Below are 25,516 nucleotides of genomic sequence, written 5' to 3'. Positions count from 1 at the left end.
CTCGGTACGGAAGTGCTCGGTACGGGGGAGGCCCCGGGCCGTGGCGCCCGGGGCGGAGGACTCGGCGGGGCCGGAACGGCGGCCCCGCCGAGTCGGTGCCACTGCTGGGTCAGGGCCGGCGGCGCACCCGCGCCCAGGTCCGGCCCAGAGCGGAGACGGCGCGCTCGCCGGCGGGCGTGCCGCCGAGGAAGAGCGCGGCCGGGCCGCCGATCAGCAGCACCAGGCCCGCGATCACCGCGATCGGCAGCAGCAGGCGGGCGGTGCCGGCCCGGTCGGCCGCCGGGGAGCCGGCGGCGACCGGAGCGGCCGCGAGCGGACCGGCGGAGCCGCTCGGCGAGGCGGTGGGCTTGGCCCCGCCGGCCGCGGCGGCCGGAGCCACCGCGCCACCGGCGGCCGCGCCACCGGTGCCGCCCGTGGTGCCGGTGCCCGCGGTGCCGATCCCACCACCGATCCCGCCGGTACCGCTGCCGGTGCCGCCGGTGGAGGAGCCGTCGCCGGTGACCGGGCCACCGGTGACGGAGCTGTCGCCCGTGCCGCCTCCGGTCACCGGGGTGGTGGTGCCCCCGGCGCCGCCCGACTCCCCGCCGGTGGACGAGCCGCCGGTGGACGAGCCGCCGGCGCCACCGGTCGTCCCGCCGTCACCGCCGGACGGGGTGGTCGGCGGCGGGGCGACCTGGTTGCCCGGCCACTTGCCGTCCTGGCTCTCCACGTGCTTCGCCGCGTCGAGCGTCTGCTGGCGCTGGGGCCCGGAGAGGCTCAGGAAACCCGGGGCGAGCTTTCCCGGCTCGACGCCGTAGACCTGGCCGCTGTTGGCGACGGTGGTCAGGAACCGGGTGATCGCGGGCGCCTTGTCCGCCACGCCGCCGGTGGGCACCATCGCGTACTGGACGGTGGTCAGCGGGTAGGCCTGGGTGTCGCGGGAGAACGCGGTGTCGGCGACGCCGTAGGGCAGCAGCTGGGTGCCGGTGGCGGCGTCGGCCGGCATGTCGGCCACCGCCGCCTGGAACCCGTTGGTGCCCGGCTGGACGAAGGCGCCCGCCGGGTTGCGCAGCGAGGCCTCGGGCAGGGAGAACGCCTTGGCCTGGGCGCTGTCCATGACGGCGAACAGCTTGCGGTCACCGCGGGCCATCGGGTCGCACTTGAGGTGGTTGCCGGTGGCGGGGTCCGCCATCCACTGCTGACAGGTGGACCGGTTCTCCAGGATGGTGCGCAGGACCTGGGTGAGCCCGCCGAGGACGGGGTTCCACTCGTACTGCCGGGCGTGCTTGGCGGCCTCGCTGGCGTCCGTCGGGCCGGTGAAGTCCTGCGGCTGGACGGCGTCCACCGGGTAGCCGGGGAAGGCGCCGCGCCGGTAGAAGGAGTTGACCTGCATCCCCCACGGGTCCTCCTCACCGTCCAGGAACCGGACGGCCTCCGGGTCCGCGGCGATCCACGAGGTCAGCTGGTAGATCAGGTCGGTGGTCCCGCCGACGACGGTCGGCTCGAAGGTCGCCGGCGCACAGGCCGCGGGCCACTTGAGGCCGCTGCCGGCCGGGAGCTGGTTGAACTGCTGGAAGTCCCGGTCCGCGAAGATGCAGCTGGGGTTGCCGCTCACCGACGCGACCGGGCTGCCCGGCGGCGCGTACGACTGGGTGAGCAGTTTGGCCATCAGCCGGGGGGTCAGCTTCATGTCCCGCAGTTCACGCCCGGTGTCCGGGTCGTCGACGAGGAACACCACCGAGATCCCGCTGGTCGCCAACGGCGCGTAGACGTACGGGCGGGCCGGTGTCGCGGTGTCGGGGTAGGCGGTCAGTGCGACGTCCACCCCGGCGGACCGGCCCAGGAACGCGGCGCGGGCCTGCGGCTCACCGCCGGAGGAGGAGTACTGGAAGGCGAGCGGGGCGTCGGCCAGGCAGAGGCCCGAACGCCACTGCTGCACGGCCCGGTTGGCCATCTCCAGCCCGGACGCCTTGAACTCCGCGGCCCGGCTGTCGCAGTCGGCCGCGGTGGGCGAGAAGTACAGCGGGACGACGGTCCGCTTCTCCCAGGCGCACTGCTCACCGATCTGGAGGCCGGCGTTCTGGTTGCCCTCCCACTCCGCCCCGTAGGCCTCCAGCCCGCCGTCGCTCGCGGTGTTGAAGAAGCCGTCCATGTCGCTGCCGTGGTCGGTGCAGTCGACGGCGCCGCCGCGCGCCTTGTACGGGTCCTGGGTGTCGCCGCCGTAGTTGGGCTCGATCACCAGGGAGCACGGGTGGGTCGCGTCGCACCCGAGCGAGGGGCTCTGGGTGGCCGTCCAGACCTCGATGGAGGTCGCGCCCGAGCCGTCCGCCCCGGTCGGCGCGATCGCCATGTTGGAGGGGAAGTCCGGGGTCGTGGTGCCCTCGGCCGGCGCCTTCTGGTTGAACCCCTTGGTGCCGTCCGCGTTGTACAGCTTGCTGCCGTAGCAGTCCGTGATCCTGGGGTCGGCGCCGCGGCACTGGTACACCCGGACGGCGTAGAGCGCCTGCTTGGAGCCCTTGGTGACGACGGTCAGCGGGCTGCCCTGGGTGTCCATCGTCGGGGTGAACCCGCTCCAGGAGACCTGGAGCACCTGGTTGCCCAGCTGCTGGGTCTGGGCGACCGTCACGCTGCCCTCGACGCCCTCCTCCCAGGTGTTCGGGTCCCACACCTTGGGCCCGGGCTTGGTCACCGCGGACGAGACCGCCGCCTGGGCCCGTGGCAGCGCGCCGAGGCCGATGGGGGCCACGCCGAGCGCCACCACCACCGACCAGACGAGCGCGACCGCCGGCAACCTCCGGCGCCACCTCCCGCGTCTCGTGTCGGGCAGTAGTCGGAGTCTCATGACGGGCACCTCCGTGCGAACGCGCACCGCCGTGACGCGGCGCGAGAGTGGATCAGGCGGCGAGCAGGCCGGCGGTTCCGGTTCGCATCCATTCGGCCAGCCCTACATGACCGGATCCGGTCGTACCGATGTACGAGACCCCAACGTGACGACTCTGTACCGGAGTTGGGAACTCCATAAAGAGAACGGCGAGCCCGCGTCGTCGCACGGACCCGCCGTCGTACCGAGCCGGGCAGGTGTCAGCCGCCGGCGGTGAAGCTCAGCGAGAAGGTGCCGATCGACTGGCCGGCCTTGAAGAACGTGGTGTTCAGCTTGGTGTCCACGTACTGCGCGCCCTCGGCGTCGACCCGGAGGTCGGCGGCCGTCACCGTCTGGGTGGCGCCGGAGCGGGTGATGTCGGTCGTGCCGGCCGGGTCGAGCAGCGCCACCGGGGCGGTGCCGCCGACCGGGACACCGGTGATCGCCCAGCTGTCGGCGCTGAACGCCAGCTCCTTGAAGACCGCGGACTTGCCGGTGAAGAGGTTGACGAAGAGCAGGCTGCCGCCCAGCTGGACGTTGCCGTAGTAGCCCTGGAGGTTGACCTCGCCGCCCGTCACCGGGAAGGACGTGGAGAAGCCCGTGGTCGAGTCGTAGGACGGGGTGGCCGTGGGCAGCGGGATGACCACCAGGCCGTTCAGGGCGGAGTCCTTCAGGAAGGCGGTGTTCTCGTGCACCACCGCGCTGCCGGTCGGGGCCGCCGGGGCGACGTCGGCGGCAGCCGCACCGCTCATACCGGTCACGGCGAGGACGACTGCGGCGCCGGTGGCGGCAAAGCGGGCGTTGGTCCGGGTCATGCTGAACTCCTTGGGAGAGGTGCGAACTCGTGCTGGGTGGTACGAGCGGTCGTGCGACCGCCCGACGGCCGCCCCTCCCGCGCTGCCGGGCTGCCCGGTTCCGGCGGGTACGAAGGAGCGGGCGGGTGTGGCCGGCGGCCACGGGCCGGAGCCCGTGGCCGCCGGGTCGAGCGGCTTGGTGCGGTGGTGCGGTGGTGCGGGAACGATCAGCTGGTGATCAGCGGGTGATCAGCTGTGGGTGGTGCTGCCGCAGGCGGCGGAGGGCAGCGGCAGGAAGCCGTAGCTCTTGATGTCGTTGACGGCGGTGGTGTTGGTGCAGATCCAGCCCGACGGGCCGAAGATCGCGCGCAGCGCGGTGCCGTGGGCGTCGGTGGCGGTCCACTCGGCGTCCCGGACGACGTTGTAGACCACGCGGCCGAAGGCGGAGCCGGCGAACGACGCGTTGATGGTGTTGGTGGTGGTGTTGACCGGCACCAGGCTGCCGACGTTGCGCAGGGTCAGGCTGCCCGGGGCCGAGGTGGAGGTGCTGTGGCCACCGACGGTCTGGCTCAGGTACGCGGCGACCGAGTACGGGAAGACGACGTCGGCGCCGACGAGGCGGGAGTCGACGCCCTCGTTCTCCTCCGGGCCGTCCTGGACGCAGGTGCCGACGGTCGGGTTGCCGATCGCGGTCAGGAAGAAGGAGCGGGTGCCGGAGCTGGCCTGCGGCAGCCAGGGCTTGATGGTGGCACTCGGCAGCGTGGCGCTGATCTGCGTCCAGTTGGTGATGGTGCAGTCGTAGATGCCCTTGAGCTGGGCGGCGGTCAGGCTCGCCGGGGCGTGGCCACCGGTGTTGGCGGACCAGGTCACCGCGTCCTTGGCGAACGCGACGAAGATGTCCGATGCCGGGTCGGTGGCCTTCGGGGCACGCGAGGAGCGGGCCACGTCGACCTTGGAGCCGGCCGTGTTCAGCTCGGTGATGCCGGCGCCGGAGCCGTTCGGGCGGGTGATGGAGGAGGCGCCGGACTTCGGGGTGATGGTGGCGGAGCCCGTGGCGTCCCAGCTGTAGTACCGCGGCGACGTGGTGTTGCCGGTGCTGGTCAGGTAGGCGTTGTAGTCCGTGGAGAACTGCGTCGACACGGCCTGGGTCGTGTCGGAGCCGACGCTCACGATGTCCTGGGCGGCCGGGGTCACGCTCGGGTCGGCGCTGGCGGTACCGGCGGCGACGGTGGCGATCGAGGTGGCGATGGCGGCAACGGCGAGCAGCTTGGCAGCGGTCTTGCGCATGTTCCTGTTCCTCCGGTGGGAGAGAGGTGCATCGCTTTGCCCGCACCCTGGTCGGGGGTCCGGGGCCGGTGGCCGCATCCGCGCTGGCCGCTCCGGCAGAGCTGATCCTGTCGGGAGCGGCTGTTCCCCCGGAAGGGCCGTCAGCGGCGGCCGGCGATTGTCGACTCATCGGTTCGGACAGGTTTAGCGACTGGTCAGCCCGGGCGTGGCGGGGGGAAAAGCCGCAGGTCGGAGGCCGGTGACGTTCTTCTCCAGGTGGCTGCTCGGGGGGTTGCCGGAAACCTGCCCTTCACCGGACCGGGGGGAACGGACGGCCGCCGGAGCGATCGCCTCGGGCCGGGCGGGGGGCTACCAGGGCCGGCTGTCCCGGCCGGTGCGGCGCAACTCCTGGCCGACCCACTGCAGCCCGGCCAGGAAGCCGTCCACCCCCGCCTGGCACTGGTCGCGCCGGAGGTAGCCACGGGCACTGCGGGCGATCGGGCCGGCCTCGACCGCGCCGGGGCGGGTGCTGCGCACCGGCAGCTGGGCGGTCCAGACCCAGAGACGGGCCTCGGACTGCCCGACGGTACAGCGCAGCGCCGCCCGTTCGATGATCAACTCTCTGACCGCACCCACGAGTTCGTCCTCGCTGCGGTAGGTCCGGACACCGACGCCGAGTTGCCGACCGTTGGCGGCGCGCAGCGCCCAGCCGAGGCACCGGTCGGCGGCGGGGACGATCAGCAGGCGCGGACCGCGCCGCTCAGCGGCGGACATCGGAGGGTCTCAACGGGCCCACTCTGTCCGGGAGTTCGAGCGCGGGCTGTTTGGCCAGCAGCACCACGAAGCGCCGGAAGGCGTTCTGGCAGGTCGCGTACCGCTCGTACGCACGGCTGGAACGCACCTCGGGGAGCGCGCGTGAGCCGGGGATGATCCAGACCCACCCGATGCCGTCGCGGACATGGGTGATCCGGGCGACCAGGCCGTCGGCACCGGTGCGTAAGCCGTCGAAGGCGCGCTCGGCCTCGGCAGCCGACTGGTACGCGGCCCCGGTGATCGCCACGACCCGGCCGTTGGGAGCCTTCAGCTGCCAGCGGTACCGCCCGTCCGGCGCCCGTTCGACCCGGAATCCCCCTCGACCTGCCCCTGCTGCGGTGTGACCGCGGCTCGACGCGTCCACTGCTCCCCCAGTCCGGTTCTCTCCGAGACGGGAGTAAAGCTATGTGTGCACACAAGCACGCCGGAAGGGAAGGAAATGCACAACTTGCTCCGTTGGCCGGGAAGTTCTCCCTTGTTAAACTTTCACCGAGTACACACCGACTCCACGCCGGGCCCCCTCGACAAGCCCTCCTGACCGGCACAGACCGTTCGATGACGCGCGAGAAGCCGACGCGCGAGAAGCGGACGCGCGAGACCTACAGCCGGGCGGTCCAGCGGACCTTCGTCCCCTTCCCGTACGGGCCGGGCTCGTGCCAGGCGTCCCCACCGAGCGCCTCGGCCCGCCGGGTCAGGTTGCGCAGGCCGCTGCGGCGGCCGCCGGCCGGGATGCCGACGCCGTCGTCCGTCACGGTGAGCAGCACCCCGGGGCGTCCGGCCCGGTCGAGCGACTCCGGGTCACCGCTCACCGGGCGGCCGTCGTCGTCCAGGTGCACGGTCGCGTCGATCTCCACGCCGACCCGCGAGGCCCGTGCGTGCCGCGCCGTGTTGGAGAGCATCTCCCGCAGTGCGGCCAGTAGTTGACGTCCGGTCTTCTCCCCGACCAGGCTTTCGACCGGACCCATGAAGGTCACCGAGGGTTTGAAGCCCAGCGCCGCCGCGGCCTGGCTGCCCTCCCGCAGCACCCTGGTCCGCAGGGTGTCCGGCGCGTCCCCGTGGTTGTCGTGCTGGAGCGCGTAGATGGTGGTGCGGACCTCCTGGATGGTGGCGTCCAGCTCGTCCACCGCCTTGCCGATGCCGACCTTCACCTCGGGCACGACCGAGCGCCGGGCGGCGCTCTCCAGCATCATCCCGGTGGCGAACAGCCGCTGGATCACCAGATCGTGGAGATCGCGAGCGATCCGGTCGCGGTCCTGGAAGACGGCCAGGCGCTGCTGGTCCCGCTGGCCCTCGGCGAGCCGCAGGGCGATCGCGGCCTGCGAGGCGAAGGTCTCGGCGAGCTGCTTCTCCGCGTCGGTGAACGGCACCGCGCCGCGCGGGCGCCAGACGCAGAGCCCGCCCAGCACCCGCCCGGCGGCGACCATCGGCACCGCCATCGACGGGCCGAAGCTGCGTGCCAGGCGGATCACCACGGTCGGGTCGCTGGACATGTCGTCGAGGTAGACGCTGTCGCCCCGCAGCAGCCGGGAGCCGAAGCTCTCCTTCGGCAGCAGCTCGCCCTGGACGAACTCGGCGGCCTCGCCGGCGGCGTGGGCCACCCGCATCTGCCCGTCCCCCTCGCCGTCCACGGTCGGCAGCAGGATCATGCCGAGCGCCGCGTCCGCCAGCTCGCGCACCTGCTCGGCCGCGACGGTCAGCGCGGCCTCGGCCTGGTCGGTGGAGAGCAGCGCCGTGGTGACGGCGGCCGCGCCGGCGATCCAGCGCTCGCGGCGCCGCCCCTCCTCGTAGAGCCGGGAGTTCTCGATCGCGACGCCGGCCGCCGCGGCGAGCGCGTGCACCACCTGCTCGTCCTCGGGAGTGAAGGAACCGCCGCCCTGCTTCTCGGTGAGGTAGAGGTTGCCGAACACCTCCTCGCGGATCCGGATCGGCTCGCCGAGGAAGGTCTTCATCGCCGGGTGCTTCGGCGGGAAGCCGGAGGAGCGCGGATCGGCGGCGAGGTCGGTGAGGCGCAACGGCTCGGGCCGGTCGATCAGGGCGCCGAGGATGCCCCGGCCGGCCGGCAGCTCGCCGATCTCGGCGGCGGTCTCGTCGTCCACCCCGACGTGGATGAAGTCCGCCAGGCCGTGGCCGCCCGGCGCGATCACGCCGAGCGCGGCGTACCGGGCGTCGACCAGCTCCGCGGCGCCGGTGGCGATCCGGTGCAGCGTCGCGTGCAGGTCCAGGCCCGAGCCGACCGAGACGACCGCCTCCAGCAGCCGCTGCATCCGGTCGGTGACGGCGGCCGCCGACTGCAGGCGTTCCGCCACTTCGGTGACCAGCGTGTCCAGCCCGAGCGAGGAGATCTCGGGCACCCGGTGGGGCGCCGGGTCGGGAGCGGCGGCGGGCGGCAGGTCTGGCGTGGGGTCCATGGTGACGAGCGTAGTTTGTACGCTTTTCAGCCGAAGGACGGCGCGACCGCCGGAGTGCACTCCGCGCCCGGCGTCCCGGCCCCGCCCACCGCGACCGGCCCGGCCGCGACCAGCCCGTCCTGGCCAACCTGGCCGTCCGGCACCGACCTGTCCGGCACCGCCCCGGCCGCGACCAGTCCGTCCGCCTCGCGCTCGCGCTCCCACATCGCCCGCAGCCGCCCGTCCGGCTCCGCCACCAGGGCCGACCAGGTGCCGCGTTCGACCACCCGGCCGGCCTCCAGGACGAGCACCTCGTCGACGGTGGTGTCGTCGAGGCCGGCCAGCCGGTGGGTGATCAGCACCGTCGCCCGGTCGGCCGTGGCGGCGAGCAGGTCGGCGGTGAGCGCGTCGGCGGTGGGCAGGTCGAGGTGCTCCGCGGGCTCGTCCAGGACGAGCACCGGGAAGTCGGCGAGCAGCGCGCGGGCGAGCGCGAGCCGCTGGCGCTGACCGCCGGAGAGTCGGGCGCCGTGCTCGCCGACCATGGTGTCGAGGCCCGCCGGGAGGGTGTCCGTCCAGTCCAGCAGCCGGGCGGCGGCGAGCGCGGCGAGCAGCTCGTCCTCGTCGGCCGTGGGCCGGGCCAGCCGCAGGTTCTCCCGCAGCGAGCTGTCGAAGACGTACGCGTCCTGGGCGCACAGCCCGATCACTCGGCGGACGTCGTCCCCGGCCACCGCCCGGCTGTCCACAGCCTGTGGACAGCCGGCGGCGAGCGTGACCCGGCCCGCCGTCGGCTCCACGAACCGCAGCAGCGCCTGGGCGAGCGTGGTCTTGCCGGAGCCGGACGGGCCGACCACGGCGATCCGGCGGCCGGCGGCGAGGTCGAGGTCGAGACCGACCAGCGCGTCCACGGCCTGCCCGGGGTGGCGGGCGGTCAGCCCGCGGACGGCGATCGGCAGCGGCTGCTCGGGCAGCGCCGCCGGGTCGGCCGGCTCGGCGACCGGCGCCGGCGCGTCCAGCACCTCGGCCAGCCGTGCCGAGGCGGCCCGGCTGCGCTGGCGGGCCTGGACGGCGAGCGGCATCCCGGTGACGGCCTCGAAGGCGGCCAGCGGGGTGAGCACCACCACCGCGAGGCAGGCCGGCGCCAGCGCACCGGCCTGCACGCCCCGGATGCCGACGGCTGCGGCGGCAGCCACCGTCAGCCCGGTGAGCAGCGTGATCAGCCCGGTGCCGAGCGCCGTGGTGGCGGCCGAGCGGGCAGCCAGCCCGGTCAGCACCGCGTCGGCGGAGCGGACGGCGGCCAGCCGGCCCGGGAGCGCCCCGGCCACGGTGAGCTCGGCCGTTCCGGTGAGGGTGTCGACGACGGCGGTGGCCAGCCGGCCGCGGGCCGGGGCCTGCCGCCGCTCGGCGCCGGCCGACCAGCGGGCGGCCAGCGCGGGCACCACCACCCCGGCCAGCAGCAGCCCCAGCCCGAGGACCAGGCCGGCCGAGGGCAGGAAGGCGGCCATCGCCACCGTCGCGGCCGACGCCACCACGGCCGCCACCGCCGCCGGCAGCCGCCACCTCAGGTAGTGGTCCTGGACGGCGTCGACGTCGGCGACCAGCCGGGAGAGCAGGTCCCCGCGCCGGAAGGCCGGCAGCCCGGCCGGAGCGAGCGCGGTGAGCCGGCGGTACACGGCGGCCCGCAGCGTACCGAGGGTGCGCAGCACCGCGTCGTGCGAGACCAGCCGCTCGGCGTAGCGGAACACGCTCCGCCCGATCCCGAAGGCGCGCACCGAGGTGACGGCCATCATCAGGTAGAGCACCGGCGGCATCTCGGAGGCATAGGAGATGAGGTAGCCCGAGGTGGCCATCAGCCCGACGGCGCAGCCGAGGGCGAGAGCGCCGAGCAGGATGGAGAGGGCGAGCCGGGGCTGCGCGCTCGCCGCCCCGACGGGCTCCGCCGACGGGATGTCGGCGGCCGGCACCGGCCGGCCGCCGTGCGCGAGCCGCGGCGGCGCGACGGCCGCCGCCGGCACCGGGGCGCCGTCCAGCCGGACCACCTGGTCCGCCGCCGCCAGCAGTGCCGGCCGGTGCGCGACCAGCAGCACGGTGCGCGCCGGATCGGCCGCCAGCACCCGGACGGCGTCCACCACGGCCGCCTCCGACGCGCCGTCCAGGTTGGCGGTCGGCTCGTCCAGGAGTACCAGGGGCCGGTCGTCGGCGAGCAGCACCCGGGCGAGCGCCAGCCGCTGCCGCTGGCCCGCCGACAGCCCGGAGCCGTCCTCGCCCAGTGCGGTGGCGAGGCCCTGCGGCAGTCGCCGCACGAAGTCCTGCGCGTGCGCGGACCGCAGCGCGGCCCACAGCTCGTCCTCGCCGGCGTCGGGCCGGTAGAGCCGCAGGTTGTCGGCGACGGTGCCGGCGAACAGGTGCGGGTGCTGCGGCACCCAGGCGATCTGCCGGCGCCAGCTCTCCGGCTCCAGCTCGGCGAGCCCGTACGTCCGCCCGTCGACGGCGGTGATCCGGACGCTGCCCGCGTCCGGCGCGGTGAGGCCGAGCAGGACGGCGAGCAGGGTGGACTTGCCGGCCCCGCTCGGGCCGGTGAGCGCGCTGGTGGTGCCCGGGCGCAGGGTCAGCGCGGCGCCGTCCAGCGCGGGCGCGGTCCGGCCGGGGGGCACCACGGTGAGGTCCGCGACCTCGACGACGGCGCCGGCCAGGGCGGGGGCGGGGACGGTCCCGGCGGGCGGCAGCGGGGTCTCCAGCACCCGGAAGAGCTCGTCGGCCGCGGTCAGCCCCTCCACGCTGGAGTGGTAGAGCGCGCCGACCTGGCGGATCGGGAAGTAGACCTCGGGTGCCAGGATCAGGATCAGCAGCCCGGTCTCCAGGTCGAGCGTGCCGTCCACCAGCCGGAAGCCGATCGAGACCGCGACCAGCGCCACCGACAGGGTGGAGAGCAGCTCCAGGGCGAAGGAGGAGATGAAGGCGATCCGCAGGGTGCGCAGGGTGGCGCGGCGGTAGTCGGCGGTGATCCGGGCGATGCCGGCCGCCTGGGCACGGGCCCGGCCGAACACCTTGAGCGTGGGCAGGCCGGCGACCACGTCCAGGAAGTGGTGCGAGAGCCGGGAGAGGGTCTCCCACTGCCGGTCCATCCTGGTCCGGGTGGCCATCCCGATCAGCACCATGAAGAGCGGGATCAGCGGCAGCGTCCCGGCGATGATCGCCGCCGAGGTGAAGTCCGCGCCGACGACCCGCAGCAGCACGATCACCGGGACGACCACGGCGAGCGCCAGCTGCGGCAGGTAGCGGGCGAAGTAGTCGTCGAGCGCGTCGACGCCGCGGGTGGCGAGGGTGGTGAGTTCGCCGGTGCGCCGGCCCGCCAGGTAGGCCGGGCCGAGCGCGGTGGCGTGGTCGAGCAGCCGGCGCCGCAGGGTGGACTTCACCCGGGCGACGGAGCGGTGCGCGGTGAGCTCGGTGAGCCAGCCGACCAGCCCGCGCCCGACCGCCGTCAGCGCCAGCCAGACCAGCGGTGCGGTCAGCTCGCCGAGTCCGGCGCGCTGCTGGAAGGCGCGGACGACGATCTCCGCGATCAGGCTCGCCTGGGCGACCACCAGGACCGCCCCCGCGCCGCCGAGGAGGACCGAGCCGGTGAGGAAGGCGCGGGTGGTGCGGGCGTACCCGAGCAGTCGGGGGTCGACGGGCTGCACGGCTCAGCCCTGGTCGAGCGCGGCGGCCGGGTCGTGCCCGGGGATGTGCTGGACGCCGATCCGCTTGCGGAACACCCAGTACGTCCAGCCCTGGTAGAGCAGCACGAGCGGGGTGAAGACCGCCGCGACGATCGTCATCAGCTTCAGCGTGTAGGGCGAGGAGGCGGCGTTGGTGACGGTCAGGCTCCAGTCCGGGTTCAGGCTGGACGGCATCACGTCCGGGAACAGCGCCAGGAAGAGCATCGCGACCGCGGCCACGATGGTCGCCCCGGAGAGGGTGAACGCCCAGCCCTCGCGGGCCAGTTGGTTGGCGACCAAGGCGCCGACCAGGGCCAGCACCGCGACGACCAGGGCCGCGAGGCTCCACCCGTTGCCGTTGTCGGCCTGGGTCCAGAGCAGGAAGGCGAGGGCCAGTACGGCCGTCACCAGGCCGAGCCGCAGCGCCGTGGCGCGGGCCCGGTCGCGGATCTCCCCGACCGTCTTGAGCGCGGCGAACACCGCGCCGTGGAAGGTGAAGAGGGTGAGGGTGACCAGGCCGCCGAGGACGGCGTACGGGTTCAGCAGGTCCCAGAAGGTGCCGGCGTAGTTCTTCTGCTGGTCGATGTCGACACCGCGGACGATGTTGGCGAAGGCCACGCCCCACAGGAAGGCCGGGATCAGCGACGTCCAGAAGATCGCCTCCTCCCAGTTCCGCTGCCAGCGCGGCTCCGAGCGCTTCGCCCGGTACTCGAAGGCGACCCCGCGCACGATCAGGCAGACCAGGATCGCCAGCAGCGGGATGTAGAAGCCGCTGAACAGCGTCGCGTACCAGTCCGGGAAGGCCGCGAAGGTGGCGCCGCCGGCGGTGAGCAGCCAGACCTCGTTGCCGTCCCAGACCGGGCCGATGGTGTTGATCAGCACCCGCCGTTCGGCGGTGGAGCGGGCCAGCGGCTTGGTGAGGATGCCGATGCCGAAGTCGAAGCCCTCAAGGAAGAAGTAGCCGATCCACAGGACGGCGATCAGGACGAACCAGACGTCGTGGAGTTGCATGTCGGATCCTCAGTAGTCCTCGGTAGTCCGCGGGTGGGGCTCGATGAGCCCGGTGCGCCGGTGGTGCTCGGTGGGGGCTCAGTAGGCGAAGGCGAGGGGCTTGTCGGCGGCGTCGTCGTCCGGGGACGGGCCGCGCAGCGTCGGGTCCTCGGTGGGCGGCCGCTCGGAGGTGACCGGCCCGGCCTTGGCGTACTTGACCAGCAGCCGCACCTCGATCACGGCGAGGATCGCGTACAGCAGGGTGAAGGTGGTCAGGGCGCCGATCTGGGTGCCGACGCCGACGGTCGGCGACACCGCGCTCGCGGTGGTCATCAGCCCGAAGACGGCCCACGGCTGACGGCCCATCTCGGTGAAGATCCAGCCGAAGCTGTTGGCGATCAGCGGGAAGCCCATGGTGAGGATGCCGATCCGCCAGCTCCACTGGGTGAGGAACGGGCCGAGCTCGCGCCGGGGGGTCAGCATCAGCCGGGGCACTTCGGTGTCGCCGGTGCGGAACTCCGGTGCCAGCAGCCACTTCCTGCGGGTGGTCCAGAGCCCGATCACCCCGGCCACGAAGGAGGTCATCCCGAAGCCGATCATGAGGCGGAAGCCCCAGTAGGTGACGAAGATGCTCGGGATGTAGTCCTTCGGGTCGCCGCCGTACTTGGCGGCCTCGGCGTTGGCGGTGTCGTTGATGCCGGGCACGGAGGAGCTGAAGTCGCTGTTGGCGAGGAAGGACAGTATCCCGGGAATCTCCAGCTCCACCGAGTTGTGGCCCTTGGAGACGTCACCGACGGCGAAGACCGAGAACGGCGCCGGCGCCTGGCTGTCCCAGAGCGCCTCGGCGGCGGCCATCTTCATCGGCTGCTGGCGGAACATCACCTTGGCGAGCGAGTCGCCGCTGAGCGCGGTGCCGAGGCCGAAGATCACGGCGAGGACCAGCCCGAGCCGGAGCGAGGTCCGCATCACGGCGACCCGCTTGGGGTCGGCGGTCTCCGGCCGGCGCTTGGCCTTCCAGAGGTGGAAGGAGGCGATGCCGACCATGAAGGCCGCGCCGGTGAGGAAGGCCGCGGTCAGGGTGTGCAGGACGACGGTGACGGTGGTGTCCTGGAAGAGCACCCGCGTGATGTCGGTGAGCTGCGCCTTCCCGGTGGCCGGGTCGATCGAGTAGCCGACGGGGTGCTGCATCCAGGAGTTGGCGGCCAGGATGAAGTAGGCGGAGAGCACGGTGCCGATCGACACCATCCACATGCAGGCGCAGTGCAGCTTCCTCGGCAGCTTGTCCCAGCCGAAGATCCAGAGCCCGATGAAGGTCGACTCGAAGAAGAAGGCGATCAGCGCCTCCATCGCGAGCGGGGCCCCGAAGACGTCGCCGACGAAGCGGGAGTAGTCGGACCAGTTCATCCCGAACTGGAACTCCTGGACGATGCCGGTGACCACGCCCATCGCGATGTTGATCAGGAAGAGCTTCCCCCAGAACTTCGTGGCGTGGAAGTACTTCTCCTTGTCCGTCCGCACCCAGGCGGTCTCCAGCCCGGCCACGACGGCGGCCAGGCTGATGGTGAGCGGTACGAAGAGGAAGTGGTAGACGGTGGTGATGCCGAATTGCCATCGCGCGATGGTTTCGTGAGCGATTGCCAGTTCCACGTCGCCCTCTCTCCGACCCGACCCCGAAGGTCACTTTCCGGACAAACTTCATCTACATCCGCAGACCGCTGCACACCCACGCAAGCTTGTCCGCTTGTGAACGTGAACACGTTCACAAGGGCCAGTATCCATCATGCTTACGAGTGATTCGCAGGCGGGGTGGGATTGATCGGCGATGCCGTGCGCACAGTCTGCGCACCGGCCCTGGCCTGCCACAACGAGCGGCCGGGCCGGTGGCGAAATGATCTTGGACGATCCGGCGCTTGACAGGCGCCGGATCGTCCGATGAGCAGCGGGGCCCCGGCTCAGACCCCGGCCGAGTGGCTCACGAGTGGCTCACGAGCGACTCAGCCGGGCGCCGGCCCGGGGCGCCTGGGCGCCTAGTGCCGCACTAGTGGCTGCCGTAGGGGCGGGTGATGATCTCCATGCCGTGGCCGGCCGGGTCGAAGAAGTACAGACCCCGGCCGCCGTGGTGGTGGTTGATCTCGCCGGCCAGCTTCAGCTGCGGGTCGGCGTAGTAGTCGATGCCGTCCGCCTCGATCCGGGCGAAGGCGGCGTCGAACTCCTCGTCGGAGATGAGGAAGGCGTAGTGCTGCGGGGCGATCGCCTCCGCCGGGACGGACACGAAGTCGAGGGTGACGCCGTTGTCCGTGGCGAGGGGGACGAACGGGCCCCAGGCCGTACCGACCTCAAGGCCGAGGATGGCCGCCAGGAACGCGGCGGATTCCCGGTTGTCCCGGGCTTGCACGATGGTGTGATTGAACTGGACTGCCATGATTCGAATGCCTCCGTAAGGCACTCACGGGCTACCTCCATGCCTCACCCGGTCGGTGACCGACACGCGATGCCGTACCCGGGATCCTAGGTCGTACCGGTACCGACGGGCCAGCCCCCGACGACCCGACGAGCGGGCGCGGGGCCCGTGCCAGACTCGCCCCGTGGAGACGGAACGAGCGATCACCGAGTCGATGCCGCGACGGCTGGCGGAGGTCCCGGGCGTGGTCGGCGTGGTGCTCGGCGGCAGCCGGGCCCGCGGCGAGCACCGGCCCGATTCGGACTGGGACCTCGGCATCTACTACCGGGGCGGACTCGACCTCGACGCGCTGCGGGGCCTCGCCGGGCCCGGGGTCGAGGTCGCGGGCCCGGGCGGCTGGGGCCCATGGGTCGACGGCGGGGCCTGGCTCACCGTCGACGGCGTGGCGGTGGACTGGATCCTGCGCGACCTCGACCGGGTCGAACGGATCTGGGCGGACTGCCGCGCCGGCCGCTACGAGGTGGGCGTGCAGGCCGGGCACCCGCTCGGCTTCTGGTCGCCCTGCTACCCGGGCGAGCTGGCGCTCGGGCAGGTCATGGCGGACCCGACCGGCGAGCTGACGGAGCTTCGGGTCGAACTGGCGCAGTACCCCGAGGCCTTGCGGACGGCGCTGGTCGCGGCCGCCTGGGAGGCGGAGTTCCTGGTCGACGGGGCCGCCAAGGGCGTGGCCCGGGCCGACGTCCTGTACGTCGCGCTCTGCCTCTCCCGCGCCGTCGGCGTCCTGGTCCAGGCCCTCTTCGCGCACGCCCGTCGCTGGTGCCTCAACGAGAAGGGCGCGTTCGCCGTCGCCGAGAGCCTGCCCGGCGCACCGGCCGGATTCGGCTCCCGGGCCCGCCGACTGCTCGCCGCCCCGGGCGGCACCCCGGAGGAGCTGGCCGCGACCGTCGCGGACGCCCGGCTCCTGGTCGCCGACACCGTCGCCGCCCTGCGGACGCCCGCCGGGGGCCGCTGACCGGCTGCCGGCCTGCGGCGGACGGCGGTGCGGGCGGACGGCGCGGGCGGACGGCGGCGCGGGCCGGGGCGCGGGCCGGGGCGGCGGCGGGCCGGGCCACCGACCGGGGCGTGAACACCCCGCCGGATCCGCCGGAGCGTCACACCGCCGTCCCGGCAGGGGGGTCACGCCCGGGCCAACGCCTCCAGCTCCGCGAGGTCCTCGGGGCCCAGCCGCAGTGCGGCGGCGGCGACGTTCTCCTCCAGGTGGACCGGCGAGGAGGTGCCCGGGATGGCCAGGATCGCCGGGGAGAGCGCCAGCAGCCAGGCCACCATCACCTGGGCCGGGGTGGCACCGTGACGCTCGGCCACCCGCCGGAGCCCCGCCTCGTCGGGCACCCCCGAGCCGCCGAGCGGGAAGAACGGGACGAAGGCGATGCCCCGGGCGGTGCAGTCCGCCAGCAGCGCCGCGCCGTCCGCGGAGTGCTCCAGCACGCTGAACCGGTTCTGCACGGCGGTCACCGGCGCGATCGCCTCCGCCTCGGCGAGCTGGGCCGCGTCGACGTTGCTGACCCCGAGGTGGCGGATCAGCCCCTCCTCGCGCAGCTCGGCCAGCGCGGCGAAGCCCTCCGCGACGGACCCCTGGGTGGGCATCCGCCGCAGGTAGACCAGGTCGAGGCGGTCCACCCCGAGCTCGCGCAGGTTGCGGTGGACGGCCGCGCGCACCTCCGCCGGGCCGGCCGGCTCCTGCCAGCTGCCGTCGGGGTTGCGGCCGGGCCCGACCTTGGTGGCGATCACCAGGCCGTCGCGGTACGGGTGCAGCGCCTCGCGGATCAGCCCGTTCGCGGAGACGTCCTGGTGGAAGTAGAACCAGGCGGTGTCGATGTGGTCGACGCCGAGCTCGACCGCCCGGCGCAGCACCGCGACGCTCTGCACGGGGTCGCAGGCCGGGCCGTCCCAGTCACGGGCGGGCAGCTTCATCGCGCCGAAGCCCATCCGGGAGACGGGCAGGTCCCCGCCGAGCAGGAGCGAGCCGGCGGCGGAGGCGTGCGCGGCGGCGTGTGCGGAGGCGGAGGCGTGCGCGGAGGCGTCTGCGGAGGCGGGGGAGGTGATCGTCATGGTGGTAGCCTCCGCCCGGCTCGCCCGCCGCCCGACCGATCTGGCAGGTTACTGCCATGAGCACCGACCCGATCATCACCCTGCACGGCGAGCAGGAGCTCGTCCGGCGGGCCGGCCACCTCTTCGTCGCGTCGCGTGAGGAGTTCCTGGTCGCCGCCACCGACCTGCTGACCTGGTCCACCGGCGTCAACGCCGCCTTCGCGGAGGGCAAGCGACCGCACCTCGTCCCCGGGCTCACCATGCGCAAGCTGTACACCCGGCGCGCGCTGGCCGACCCGGAGTCCGAACGGCGGCTGCTGCGGATCGCCGCCTCCGGCATCGAGGTCCGGATCAGCGACGGACCGCTGGCGCGTGAGGCGATCATCATCGACCGGCGCACCGCGATCCTGGCCGGCGCTCCCGTGCGCGGTGTGCGGACGTACACCGTGGTGCAGTCGCCGGAGGTCGTCGACGGCGTGCGCTCACTGTTCCGCGCCGCCTGGGAGAGCGCCACCGGGCTCGCCGACTGCGCCACCCCGCCGCTCCTCACCGAGCAGGCCCGGCAGATCCTCCGCTCCCTCGCGGCCGGCCACACCGACGAGACCGGCGCCCGCGTGCTCGGCCTCTCGCTGCGCACCTACCGCCGCCGGGTCGCCGACCTGCTGACGACCCTCGGCGCCACCTCCCGCTTCCAGGCCGGCCTGCTGGCGCAGGGCCTGCTGGACGAGGCGGTCACCCCCGCCGCCCACCGGTGATCTCCGGGCCGATCACGAACCCCCTGTCCGGTCGCTCCGGGATCACGGCCTCCTCGCCGTACGGCGTCCGGGCCGAGCAGCCGTACGGTCGCACACGACCGAGGAGCCGACGGGAGGAACGATCACCGGCTCACCCGAACGGGGGGTTTCAGCGCTGGTGGGGGAGTTCCACGCGGAATGTGGCGCCGGTGCCGGGGGCGGTGTGGAGGGTGAGGGTGCCGCCGTGGGCGTGGGTGAGCGCGGTGGCGATGGCGAGGCCCAGACCGGCGCCGCCGCCGTCGTGACGGCTGCGGGAGGCGTCCACGCGGTAGAAGCGGTGGAAGACCCGGACGGCCTGCTCCTCGGTGAGGCCGGGGCCGGAGTCGGCGACTTCGAGCAGGCAGAGGCCCTCGGCGGTGCCGACGCCGATCCGGACCGGGGTACCGGGCGGGGTGTGCTTGACGGCGTTGCCGACCAGGTTGGTGACCACCTGGCGCAACCGTGCCTCGTCGCCGAGCACGGGTGCGGGGCCCGGGGCCCCGGTGCCGGACGGGCCGGTGAGGGCGACCGGCCGGGACGGGTCGAGGGCGGTGAGGTCGTGCAGCGCGTCCGCGGCGAGGGTCCGCAGGTCCATCGGCGCGAGGTCGAGCGGGCGCTCCTCGTCGAGCCGGGCGAGCACCAGCAGGTCCTCGACCAGGGTGCCCATCCGGACGGCCTCGCTCTCGATCCGGGACATGGTCCGCTGGACGTCCCCCTCGGTGGGCAGCGCCCCCATCCGGTACAGCTCGGCGAAGCCGCGGATGCCGGCCAGCGGGGTGCGCAGCTCGTGCGAGGCGTCGGCGACGAACCGCCGCATCCGCGCCTCGGACTCGGCCCGGTCGGCGAACGCGGCCTCGATCTGGGTGAGCATCGCGTTGAGGGCGGCGGAGAGCCGGCCGACCTCGGTGCGCGTGGAGAGCTCGGGCATCCGGTGGGACAGCTCACCGGAGGCGATCCGCTCGGCGCCCTCCTCGATCCGGCGCAGCGGCCGCAGCCCGGCCCGGACGGCGAAGAAGCCGAGGGCCGCGATCAGCACCAGCACCGCGCCGCCGATCGCCAGGAACGAGGTGCGCAGCCGGCCGACGGTGGCGTCGATGTCCTCGCGGGAGACCGCGACCATCAGGTAGGCGGGGGTGGGGGCCGGCACGGCGAAGGCGCTGGTGGGGGCGGGCGGCCGCTGGAGCGGCAGGACGAGCGTGCGCCAGTTGCGCTGGCCGCGCTGGTCGGGCAGGTCGAAGGGGGTGGCCGGGGCGGCGGCCGCGGGGTCGAGGCCGGCCAGCTGCGGAGCCGGGTCGTTCTCGGAGACCGGCTGGCGCACGACCTGCTGGACCTTGCCGTCCACCGAGAGGTACTGGACCAGGTACTGGCTGGGCAGCGCCGCCAGGTAGTTGGGGGCGGCGCGCTTGCCGCTGACCGACGGCTGCTTGTTGTCCGGCCAGGTCACCCGGCCCGGCACGCGGTGCGAGAGCGGCTCGGCGAACCGCTGCAGCTGGTCGTCGAGCCGCTGCACCAGCTGCACCCGGACGGTGCCGAGGACGACGGCGTCGCTGACCGCGAGGCCGGTGGTGACCAGGACGAGGACGAGGACGAGCAGCCGGACGCGCAGCGAGAACCGGGGGAACACGGGGGGCGGTCAGTTCTGCGGCGGTCGGCGCAGCGCGTAGCCGATGCCGCGGACGGTGTGGATCAGCTTGGGGCCGTGCACGGGGCCGGAGTCGAGCTTGCGGCGCAGGTAGGAGATGTAGGACTCGACGATGGAGAGGTCGCCGCCGAAGTCGTAGGCCCAGACGTGGTCGAGGATCTGCGCCTTGGAGACCACCCGGCCGACGTTGGCCATCAGGTAGTGCAGCAGCTTGAACTCGGTCGGGGAGAGTGCGACCGGGGTGCCGCCGCGGGTGACCTCGTGGGCGACCGGGTCGAGGGTGAGGTCGGCGACGAGCAGCCGGCCGTCCTCGGCGGGGCCGCCGGCCCGGCGCAGGATGGCCCGGATCCGGGCGATCAGCTCCTCCAGGCTGAACGGCTTGGTGACGTAGTCGTCCGCACCGGCGGCCAGGCCCTGGACCTTGTCGCCGACGCCGTCCTTGGCGGTCAGGAAGAGCACCGGCAGGTGGTCGGCGGGGTGGCCGTGGGCGGAGCCGGCGATCTGGCCCCGGCTGGTCTGCTCGCGCAGCCGCTCGACCACGGTGAAGCCGTCGAGGTCGGGGAGCATCACGTCGAGGACGACCAGGTCCGGCCGCTCCGCGGCGATCAGTTCGAGTGCCTCGGTGCCACTGGCGGCGGAGGCGACCCGGAAGCCGGAGAAGCGCAGGGAGGCGGAGAGCAGCTCCCGGATGTTGGGTTCGTCGTCGACGACGAGGAGGAACGCCTCGCCCGGGCCGCCGGCCACGGCGGAGCTGCCAGGTGTGGACACAGTGCCTTGCACGGGGGTTCCGCCTCCCGGTCGGACGATGGCGTTCAGCTGAGGCTAGCCCGGGGAGGCTATGCGCCATCGATGAATGTTGGATTAACACCTTATCGGGCGGATTTAGGCGAACAAGCCCGCACGGTCGGGCTGGATGGTGTGCGCACGGGCTGCCGGGCCCCGGCGCGCCCGGCTCCGGACCGGGATCGGACCGGCTCCCGACCGGGTTCCGGGGGCGGGATCAGGGGGCGGGATCAGGGCGGGATCGGACCGGGATCGGACCGGGATCGGACCGGGATCGGACCGGGATCAGGGCAGGATCGGACCCGGATCGGACCGGGATCAGGGCAGGATCGGACCCGGATCGGACCGGGATCAGGGCGGGATCAGGGCGGGGTACGTACGTACGGCGTGCGCCCCGGTCACGATCGTCCCGCTACCCGGGTGCGGACAGCGCGCGGCCCGGCCGCCGGAGGAGGTTCGGCCGGGCCGCGCGGTCGTCCGGGGCTGCGGGGTCAGCCGCCGGACGGGCTCTGGGTGCCCCGGGCGCCGCCGGGCACACCGCCGCCGAAGCCGCCCGCACCGCCGGCCCCGAAGCCGGTACCGCCCTCGACGAGCTGGGTGGCGGCGTAGCCGCCGTCGGCGGCCGGGGTGCCGACCACGGTGACGCTCTGGCCGGGCTGGAGGTCGGTGACCTTGCCCTCCTTGTTGAGCTGGATCTTGGTGGCATCGCCGGTGGTCACCTTGACGGTGTTCCCGTTGGCGTCGGTCAGGTAGACGGTGGTGCCGTCGACGGCCTTGACGGTGCCCCGGGTGAAGCCGCCCTGGGCCCCCGGGCCGGCGCCCTGACCACCCTGGCCCGTCCCCTGGCCGCCCCGGCGCGTGCCGTTCTGTCCGCCGCCGAAGCCGGAAGCCGCCGCCCTGGGCTGCTGCCCGGCGGCCGCCGCCTTGCCGGAGCCGGTGGAGCCGTGGTCCTGCTGGTACCGGACGCCGCCCGCGAACGCCGCCGTGGCGATCACGGCGCCGGCCAGCACCAGGGTCGGCCACGGCAGCCGGCGACGCGGTGGCGCGGCCAGCTCGGCGGTGACGTCCCGGGCGTCCGGCGCGGTGGAGAGCAGGACGACCTGCTCGGCGGGGGTACGCGGCTCGATCTCGTCGCTCATGTCTGCGGGTCCTTGGTCACTCGTGGCGGAGGGCGTCGATCGGGCGCAGCGAGGCGGCCCGGTTGGCGGGGTAGCTGCCGAAGAACAGGCCGATGGCGACGGCGATGCCGAACGCGCCGAGCACCGACTCGGGGATCACCACCGGCTTGATGCCGACGACGGAGAAGTGCGACCCGGCGAGGCCGGCCAGCACCCCGAGCCCGGCCCCGATCACCGACAGCAGGGTGGACTCGACGAGGAACTGCCCGAGGATCGCCCTGCGCGGGGCACCGAGCGCCTTGCGGATGCCGATCTCCCTGGTCCGCTCGGTGACGGTGACCAGCATGATGTTGGTGATGCCGATCCCGCCGACCAGCAGCGAGATCGCGGCCACCGCGCCGAGCAGCACGGTGAAGGTCTTGGTGGTGGACTCCCGGGCCGTGAGCAGCGAGGCCTGGTTGCCGATCCGGAAGTCCGCCTTGCTCGGGTCGGCGATCGCGTGGGCGGCGAGCAGTACCCGGGTGATCTCGGCCTGCGCGGCGGTGGTGCTCTCGGCGGAGGTGGCCTGCACCAGGATCTGGCTGACCGGGCCGAAGCCGGTGAAGGCGTTCTGCACGGTCGGCAGCGGCGCGATCACCACGTCGTCCGGGTCGGTGAAGCCGGTGCCGCCCTTGGCCCGGAGCACGCCGACCACGGTCAGCGGGGTGCCGCCGACGGTGATCTGCCGGCCGACCGGGTCGGTGGTGGCGAACAGCTGCTTGGCGGTGGTGGCGCCGAGCACCGCGACCTTGCGGGAGCCGAGCACGTCGTCGGCCGTGAAGTACTCGCCACGGCCGACCTTCAGGTTGGCGGTCTCGAAGTACGCGGGGTAGGTGCCGACGATCGAGCCGGGGCTGTACGAGATGTCCCCGTACAGCGCGGTGCCGCTGGTGGTGACCACCGGCGCGACGGACTTGATCGACGTCGCGTCCGGGTCGCTCGCCAACGCCTTGGCGTCGGCGATCGTGAGCTTCTTGGCGGTGGAGGCGGCGCGCGAGCCGCCGAAGGACGAACCGGCGGTGACGGTCAGCGAGTTGGTGCCGAGCGAGGTGATCGACTCCTTGACCGCCACCGAGGAGCCGTTGCCGACGGCGAGCAGCAGGATCACCGAGGCGACACCGATCAGCACGCCCAGCATGGTGAGGCCGGAGCGCACCTTGTTGGCGGCCAGGCCGCCGACGGCGAAGCGGAGCATCTGCCAGAGGATCACGCGGGCACCCCCTGGAAGTCGGTGGCCGGGAGCAGGGCGGGCGGTGGCCCGTCCACCGGGGCCTGCCGGACGTCGTCGACGATCGCACCGTCGACCAGCCGGATGACCCGCTTCGCGTGCCGTGCCACCTCGTCCTCGTGGGTGATCAGCACCACCGTGCGCCCGGTCGCGTTGAGGCCGTCGATGAGGGCCAGCACCTCGCCGGTGGAGCGGCTGTCCAGGTTGCCGGTGGGCTCGTCGGCGAGCAGCATCGCGGGCGCGGTGACCAGGGCCCGGGCCACCGCGACGCGCTGCTGCTGACCGCCGGAGAGCTCGTTGGGCCGGTGCCCGGCCCGCTCGGCGAGGCCGACCAGCGAGAGCGCGGCCAGCGCCCGGCGGCGCCGCTCGGCGCTGCGCACGCCCGCGTAGGCGAGCGGCAGCTCGACCTGGGCGAGCGCGGTGGTGCGGGGGACGAGGTTGAAGGACTGGAAGATGAAACCGATCTTGCGGTTGCGGACCAGCGAGAGCTGCTGCTCGTCCAGGTGGCCGACGTCGATGCCGTCCAGCAGGTACCGGCCGGCGGTGGGCACGTCCAGGCAGCCGAGGATGTTCATCAGGGTGGACTTGCCGGAGCCCGAACTGCCCATCACCGCCACGTAGTCGCCCTGGTCGATGTCCAGGGTGACGCCCAGCGGCTCGCCGGTGCCCGGGTCGGACGGGCCCCGCAGCGCGTGCACGGTGGCATCGCCGTGGCCGTAGGACTTGGTGAGCCGGCGGATCTGGATGACCGGCGGTGGCGCCGATCCCTCTGATCCCGGGATGATCTGACCCGCCATCAGCGACTACCGCCCCGACCGGCTCCCGCACCGCCGGCCGCGCCGACGCCTGCCACGCCACCGGCACCGGCACCGCCACCGGTACGACCGCCCTGGCCGCCCTGGCCGCCCTGGCCGCCGTTCAGGCCCGGGAAGGAGCCGTTCGGGAAGCCGTTGGTGCCGCTGGTGGTGGCGAGTTCGACCTTGTCGCCCTCCTTCAGCCCGGAGAGCACCTGCACGGTGGTGTCACCCTCGACGCCCACCTCCACGGTGACCCGTTCGCCGGTGCCGTCCGGCTGCACCAGGGTCGCCGTCCGGCTGGCCCCGGTGCCGGCCAGGGCGGCGGTGGGCAGCGAGAGCGCGTTGTCGGCCTCGCCGGTGACCACCGAGACGGTCGCGCTGAGACCGGTGCGCAGCTTGCTGGTGTCCCCGGCGATCTGCAGCGTCGCCGCGTACTGGACGGCGGCCGCGCCACCGCTGCCGCCGCTGCTCACCGGCAGCGAACTGACGGACAGCACCGTGGCGTTGAGCTTGTTGTCGGACTGCGCGTTCAGCGCGACGGTGGCCGACTCGCCCTTCTTGAGCTTGAGCGAGTCCAGCTCGGAGAAGTTGGCGGTGACCTGCATCCCGGTCGGATTGGTCAGCACGATGAAGCCGCTCGGGGCGCCCGCACCGGACGTGCTGCCGGTGGACTTCGTGCTGCCCGTGCCGCTCCCGGTGCCACCGCCCATCGTGTCGCCGACCTTGCCGGCGATCGACGCGACCGTGCCGTCCACCGAGGCGGTGAGCGTCGTCCCGGCCAGCGCCGCCTGGGCGTTGGCGAGGTTGGTCTGCGCGGTGGCGACCTGCTGCTGGGCCTGGGCGACGGCCGCATCGTCCACCTTGGTGGTGGTGATGGTGGTGGTCTGCGGAACCGGGACGGTGGCCTGGGGAGCGGGCGCACTGCTCGCGCCCGCTCCCCGTTCCCCGCCACCGGAGCCGCCGGAGCCGCCGCCGGTGGAGCCGCTGCCCGTGGAGCCGTTGCCCGAGCTCCCCGGGATCTGCTGGGTGGTCGTGGTGGTGACCCCCGCCTGGGCCTTGGTGAGGTTGGCCTTGGCCGTGGTGAGCGCCGACTGCGCCGCGTCCACCTGCTGCTGGGCGGCCGTGGTGTCGACGGTGGCCAGCACCTGCCCCTTGGTCACGGTGTCACCCACCGCCACCTTGACGGCGGTCAGCTTGCCGCCGGTGGTGAAGTCCTGGGCCGCGTCGGTCGGCGAGGCGAGCGTGCCGGTTCCGGACACGGTGGCCAGGACCGTGCCCTTGGCCACGGTCGCGGTACGGACCTGGGTCTTGCCGGCCGCCTTCCCGGTACCGCTGTCCAGCGTCGTGTACGCCAGGGCCGCGGCGCCCACCAGGGCCACGCCGAGCGCGGAGTTCAGGAGGACGGCACCACGCCGTCGCGGGAGCACCTTCATGGCGCACAGCTTCGCCGGACGCTCTTTCGGCATCCTGGGCGCCGCCTGGGAGAAGCCTGACCGGCCGAACCCGGGCATTCCCGCACGGTCCGCCCGTTCAGGGCCCTCACCTTGCCCGCCACGCGGTCAGCCGTTGGCCGAACTCCCAGCGGCTTCCCAGCCATCCCCAGCCATCCGGCAGCACGCCCCGGGCGGCGGCGCGGGGCCGTCGGATCACCCGGGTGAGCGGAGCGAGTCATCCCGGGCGGCATCTCCCGCAGAGCGTTCACTCCCATCCATTGCAACGAACAAGGTGACCATCATTGCATTTGATTCCAGGCCTTCGCAACGATATCTAGGCTCTGACCTGCACTGATGAAGATTCAGCGCAACGAATCTGTTGCTGAGACATGGAAAGCAACGTAGCTTTTGCGGAGTCAGAAACGACCAG

Annotated in this window: 19 protein-coding genes; 2 read left to right on the top strand and 17 right to left on the bottom strand. The window is 73.4% G+C overall.

Annotated features, from left to right (window positions below; genetic code table 11):
* Positions 1-109 precede the first annotated feature (109 nt).
* The 10 genes from AB0J08_RS21400 to AB0J08_RS21355 form a co-directional block, all read right to left on the bottom strand.
* Positions 110-2,770: a hypothetical protein gene (locus AB0J08_RS21400; protein ID WP_360636330.1), complete on the bottom strand. Its 2,661-nt coding sequence runs from the start codon at positions 2,768-2,770 to the stop codon at positions 110-112.
* Positions 2,771-3,060: 290 nt separating this feature from the next.
* Positions 3,061-3,654: a hypothetical protein gene (locus tag AB0J08_RS21395; protein ID WP_360636327.1), complete on the bottom strand. Its 594-nt coding sequence runs from the start codon at positions 3,652-3,654 to the stop codon at positions 3,061-3,063.
* A gap of 228 nt (positions 3,655-3,882) precedes the next feature.
* Positions 3,883-4,920, bottom strand: coding sequence for a substrate-binding domain-containing protein (locus tag AB0J08_RS21390; protein WP_360636323.1), 1,038 nt, complete (start codon positions 4,918-4,920; stop codon positions 3,883-3,885).
* A gap of 348 nt (positions 4,921-5,268) precedes the next feature.
* Complete coding sequence (locus AB0J08_RS21385) at positions 5,269-5,673, bottom strand: hypothetical protein (RefSeq protein WP_360636320.1); 405 nt, start codon at positions 5,671-5,673, stop codon at positions 5,269-5,271.
* Positions 5,660-6,076 carry a DUF1508 domain-containing protein gene (locus AB0J08_RS21380; RefSeq protein ID WP_360636317.1) on the bottom strand — a complete coding sequence of 139 codons (417 nt, stop codon included), beginning with the start codon at positions 6,074-6,076 and terminating at the stop codon, positions 5,660-5,662. Before AB0J08_RS21380 ends, AB0J08_RS21385 begins: the two co-directional genes overlap by 14 nt.
* A 235-nt stretch (positions 6,077-6,311) precedes the next feature.
* A complete protein-coding gene (locus tag AB0J08_RS21375) occupies positions 6,312-8,120 on the bottom strand; it encodes a GAF domain-containing protein (RefSeq protein WP_360636314.1) in 1,809 nt (602 codons plus the stop codon).
* Between the two features lie 26 nt (positions 8,121-8,146).
* Positions 8,147-11,776, bottom strand: coding sequence for a thiol reductant ABC exporter subunit CydD (gene cydD / locus AB0J08_RS21370; protein ID WP_360636311.1), 3,630 nt, complete (start codon positions 11,774-11,776; stop codon positions 8,147-8,149).
* 3 nt (positions 11,777-11,779) lie between these two features.
* A complete protein-coding gene (gene cydB, locus AB0J08_RS21365; RefSeq protein ID WP_360636308.1) occupies positions 11,780-12,805 on the bottom strand; it encodes a cytochrome d ubiquinol oxidase subunit II in 1,026 nt (341 codons plus the stop codon).
* A 78-nt stretch (positions 12,806-12,883) separates the two neighbouring features.
* Positions 12,884-14,431, bottom strand: coding sequence for a cytochrome ubiquinol oxidase subunit I (locus AB0J08_RS21360; RefSeq protein WP_360636305.1), 1,548 nt, complete (start codon positions 14,429-14,431; stop codon positions 12,884-12,886).
* 391 nt (positions 14,432-14,822) lie between these two features.
* A complete protein-coding gene (locus AB0J08_RS21355) occupies positions 14,823-15,206 on the bottom strand; it encodes a VOC family protein (protein WP_360636302.1) in 384 nt (127 codons plus the stop codon).
* Positions 15,207-15,399: 193 nt separating this feature from the next.
* Between AB0J08_RS21355 and AB0J08_RS21350 the strand changes: the two genes are divergently transcribed.
* The gene (locus AB0J08_RS21350; RefSeq protein WP_360636539.1) at positions 15,400-16,197 is read left to right on the top strand and encodes a DUF4037 domain-containing protein; all 798 of its coding nucleotides are present in this window, start codon (positions 15,400-15,402) and stop codon (positions 16,195-16,197) included.
* 164 nt (positions 16,198-16,361) lie between these two features.
* On the opposite strand, the gene AB0J08_RS21345 is transcribed toward AB0J08_RS21350, so the two are convergent.
* Positions 16,362-17,294 (bottom strand): oxidoreductase, encoded by a 933-nt coding sequence (locus tag AB0J08_RS21345; RefSeq protein ID WP_360636299.1) that lies wholly within the window; start codon positions 17,292-17,294, stop codon positions 16,362-16,364.
* 56 nt (positions 17,295-17,350) lie between these two features.
* Between AB0J08_RS21345 and AB0J08_RS21340 the strand changes: the two genes are divergently transcribed.
* Entirely contained in the window at positions 17,351-18,028 is a 678-nt protein-coding gene (locus AB0J08_RS21340) for a DNA-binding response regulator (RefSeq protein ID WP_360636297.1), read from the top strand.
* A 148-nt stretch (positions 18,029-18,176) separates the two neighbouring features.
* Here the strand turns inward: AB0J08_RS21340 and AB0J08_RS21335 are convergent, their stop codons facing one another.
* From AB0J08_RS21335 to AB0J08_RS21310, 6 genes are all read right to left on the bottom strand, one after another.
* Entirely contained in the window at positions 18,177-19,670 is a 1,494-nt protein-coding gene (locus AB0J08_RS21335; protein WP_360636294.1) for a HAMP domain-containing sensor histidine kinase, read from the bottom strand.
* A gap of 9 nt (positions 19,671-19,679) precedes the next feature.
* Positions 19,680-20,432, bottom strand: coding sequence for a response regulator transcription factor (locus AB0J08_RS21330; protein WP_360636536.1), 753 nt, complete (start codon positions 20,430-20,432; stop codon positions 19,680-19,682).
* A gap of 530 nt (positions 20,433-20,962) precedes the next feature.
* Positions 20,963-21,610, bottom strand: coding sequence for a DUF5666 domain-containing protein (locus tag AB0J08_RS21325; protein ID WP_360636291.1), 648 nt, complete (start codon positions 21,608-21,610; stop codon positions 20,963-20,965).
* Between the two features lie 16 nt (positions 21,611-21,626).
* Entirely contained in the window at positions 21,627-22,838 is a 1,212-nt protein-coding gene (locus tag AB0J08_RS21320; RefSeq protein ID WP_360636288.1) for an ABC transporter permease, read from the bottom strand.
* Positions 22,835-23,653 (bottom strand): ABC transporter ATP-binding protein, encoded by an 819-nt coding sequence (locus tag AB0J08_RS21315; RefSeq protein WP_360636285.1) that lies wholly within the window; start codon positions 23,651-23,653, stop codon positions 22,835-22,837. The genes AB0J08_RS21320 and AB0J08_RS21315 overlap by 4 nt, the downstream gene beginning before the upstream one ends.
* Positions 23,653-25,086 (bottom strand): biotin/lipoyl-binding protein, encoded by a 1,434-nt coding sequence (locus tag AB0J08_RS21310; RefSeq protein ID WP_360636282.1) that lies wholly within the window; start codon positions 25,084-25,086, stop codon positions 23,653-23,655. The genes AB0J08_RS21315 and AB0J08_RS21310 overlap by 1 nt, the downstream gene beginning before the upstream one ends.
* Positions 25,087-25,516: the final 430 nt, after the last annotated feature.

The organism is Kitasatospora sp. NPDC050463, from assembly GCF_040655255.1.
Classification (GTDB): Bacteria; Actinomycetota; Actinomycetes; order Streptomycetales; family Streptomycetaceae; genus Kitasatospora.
This window is presented reverse-complemented; position numbering and strand designations above follow the sequence as displayed.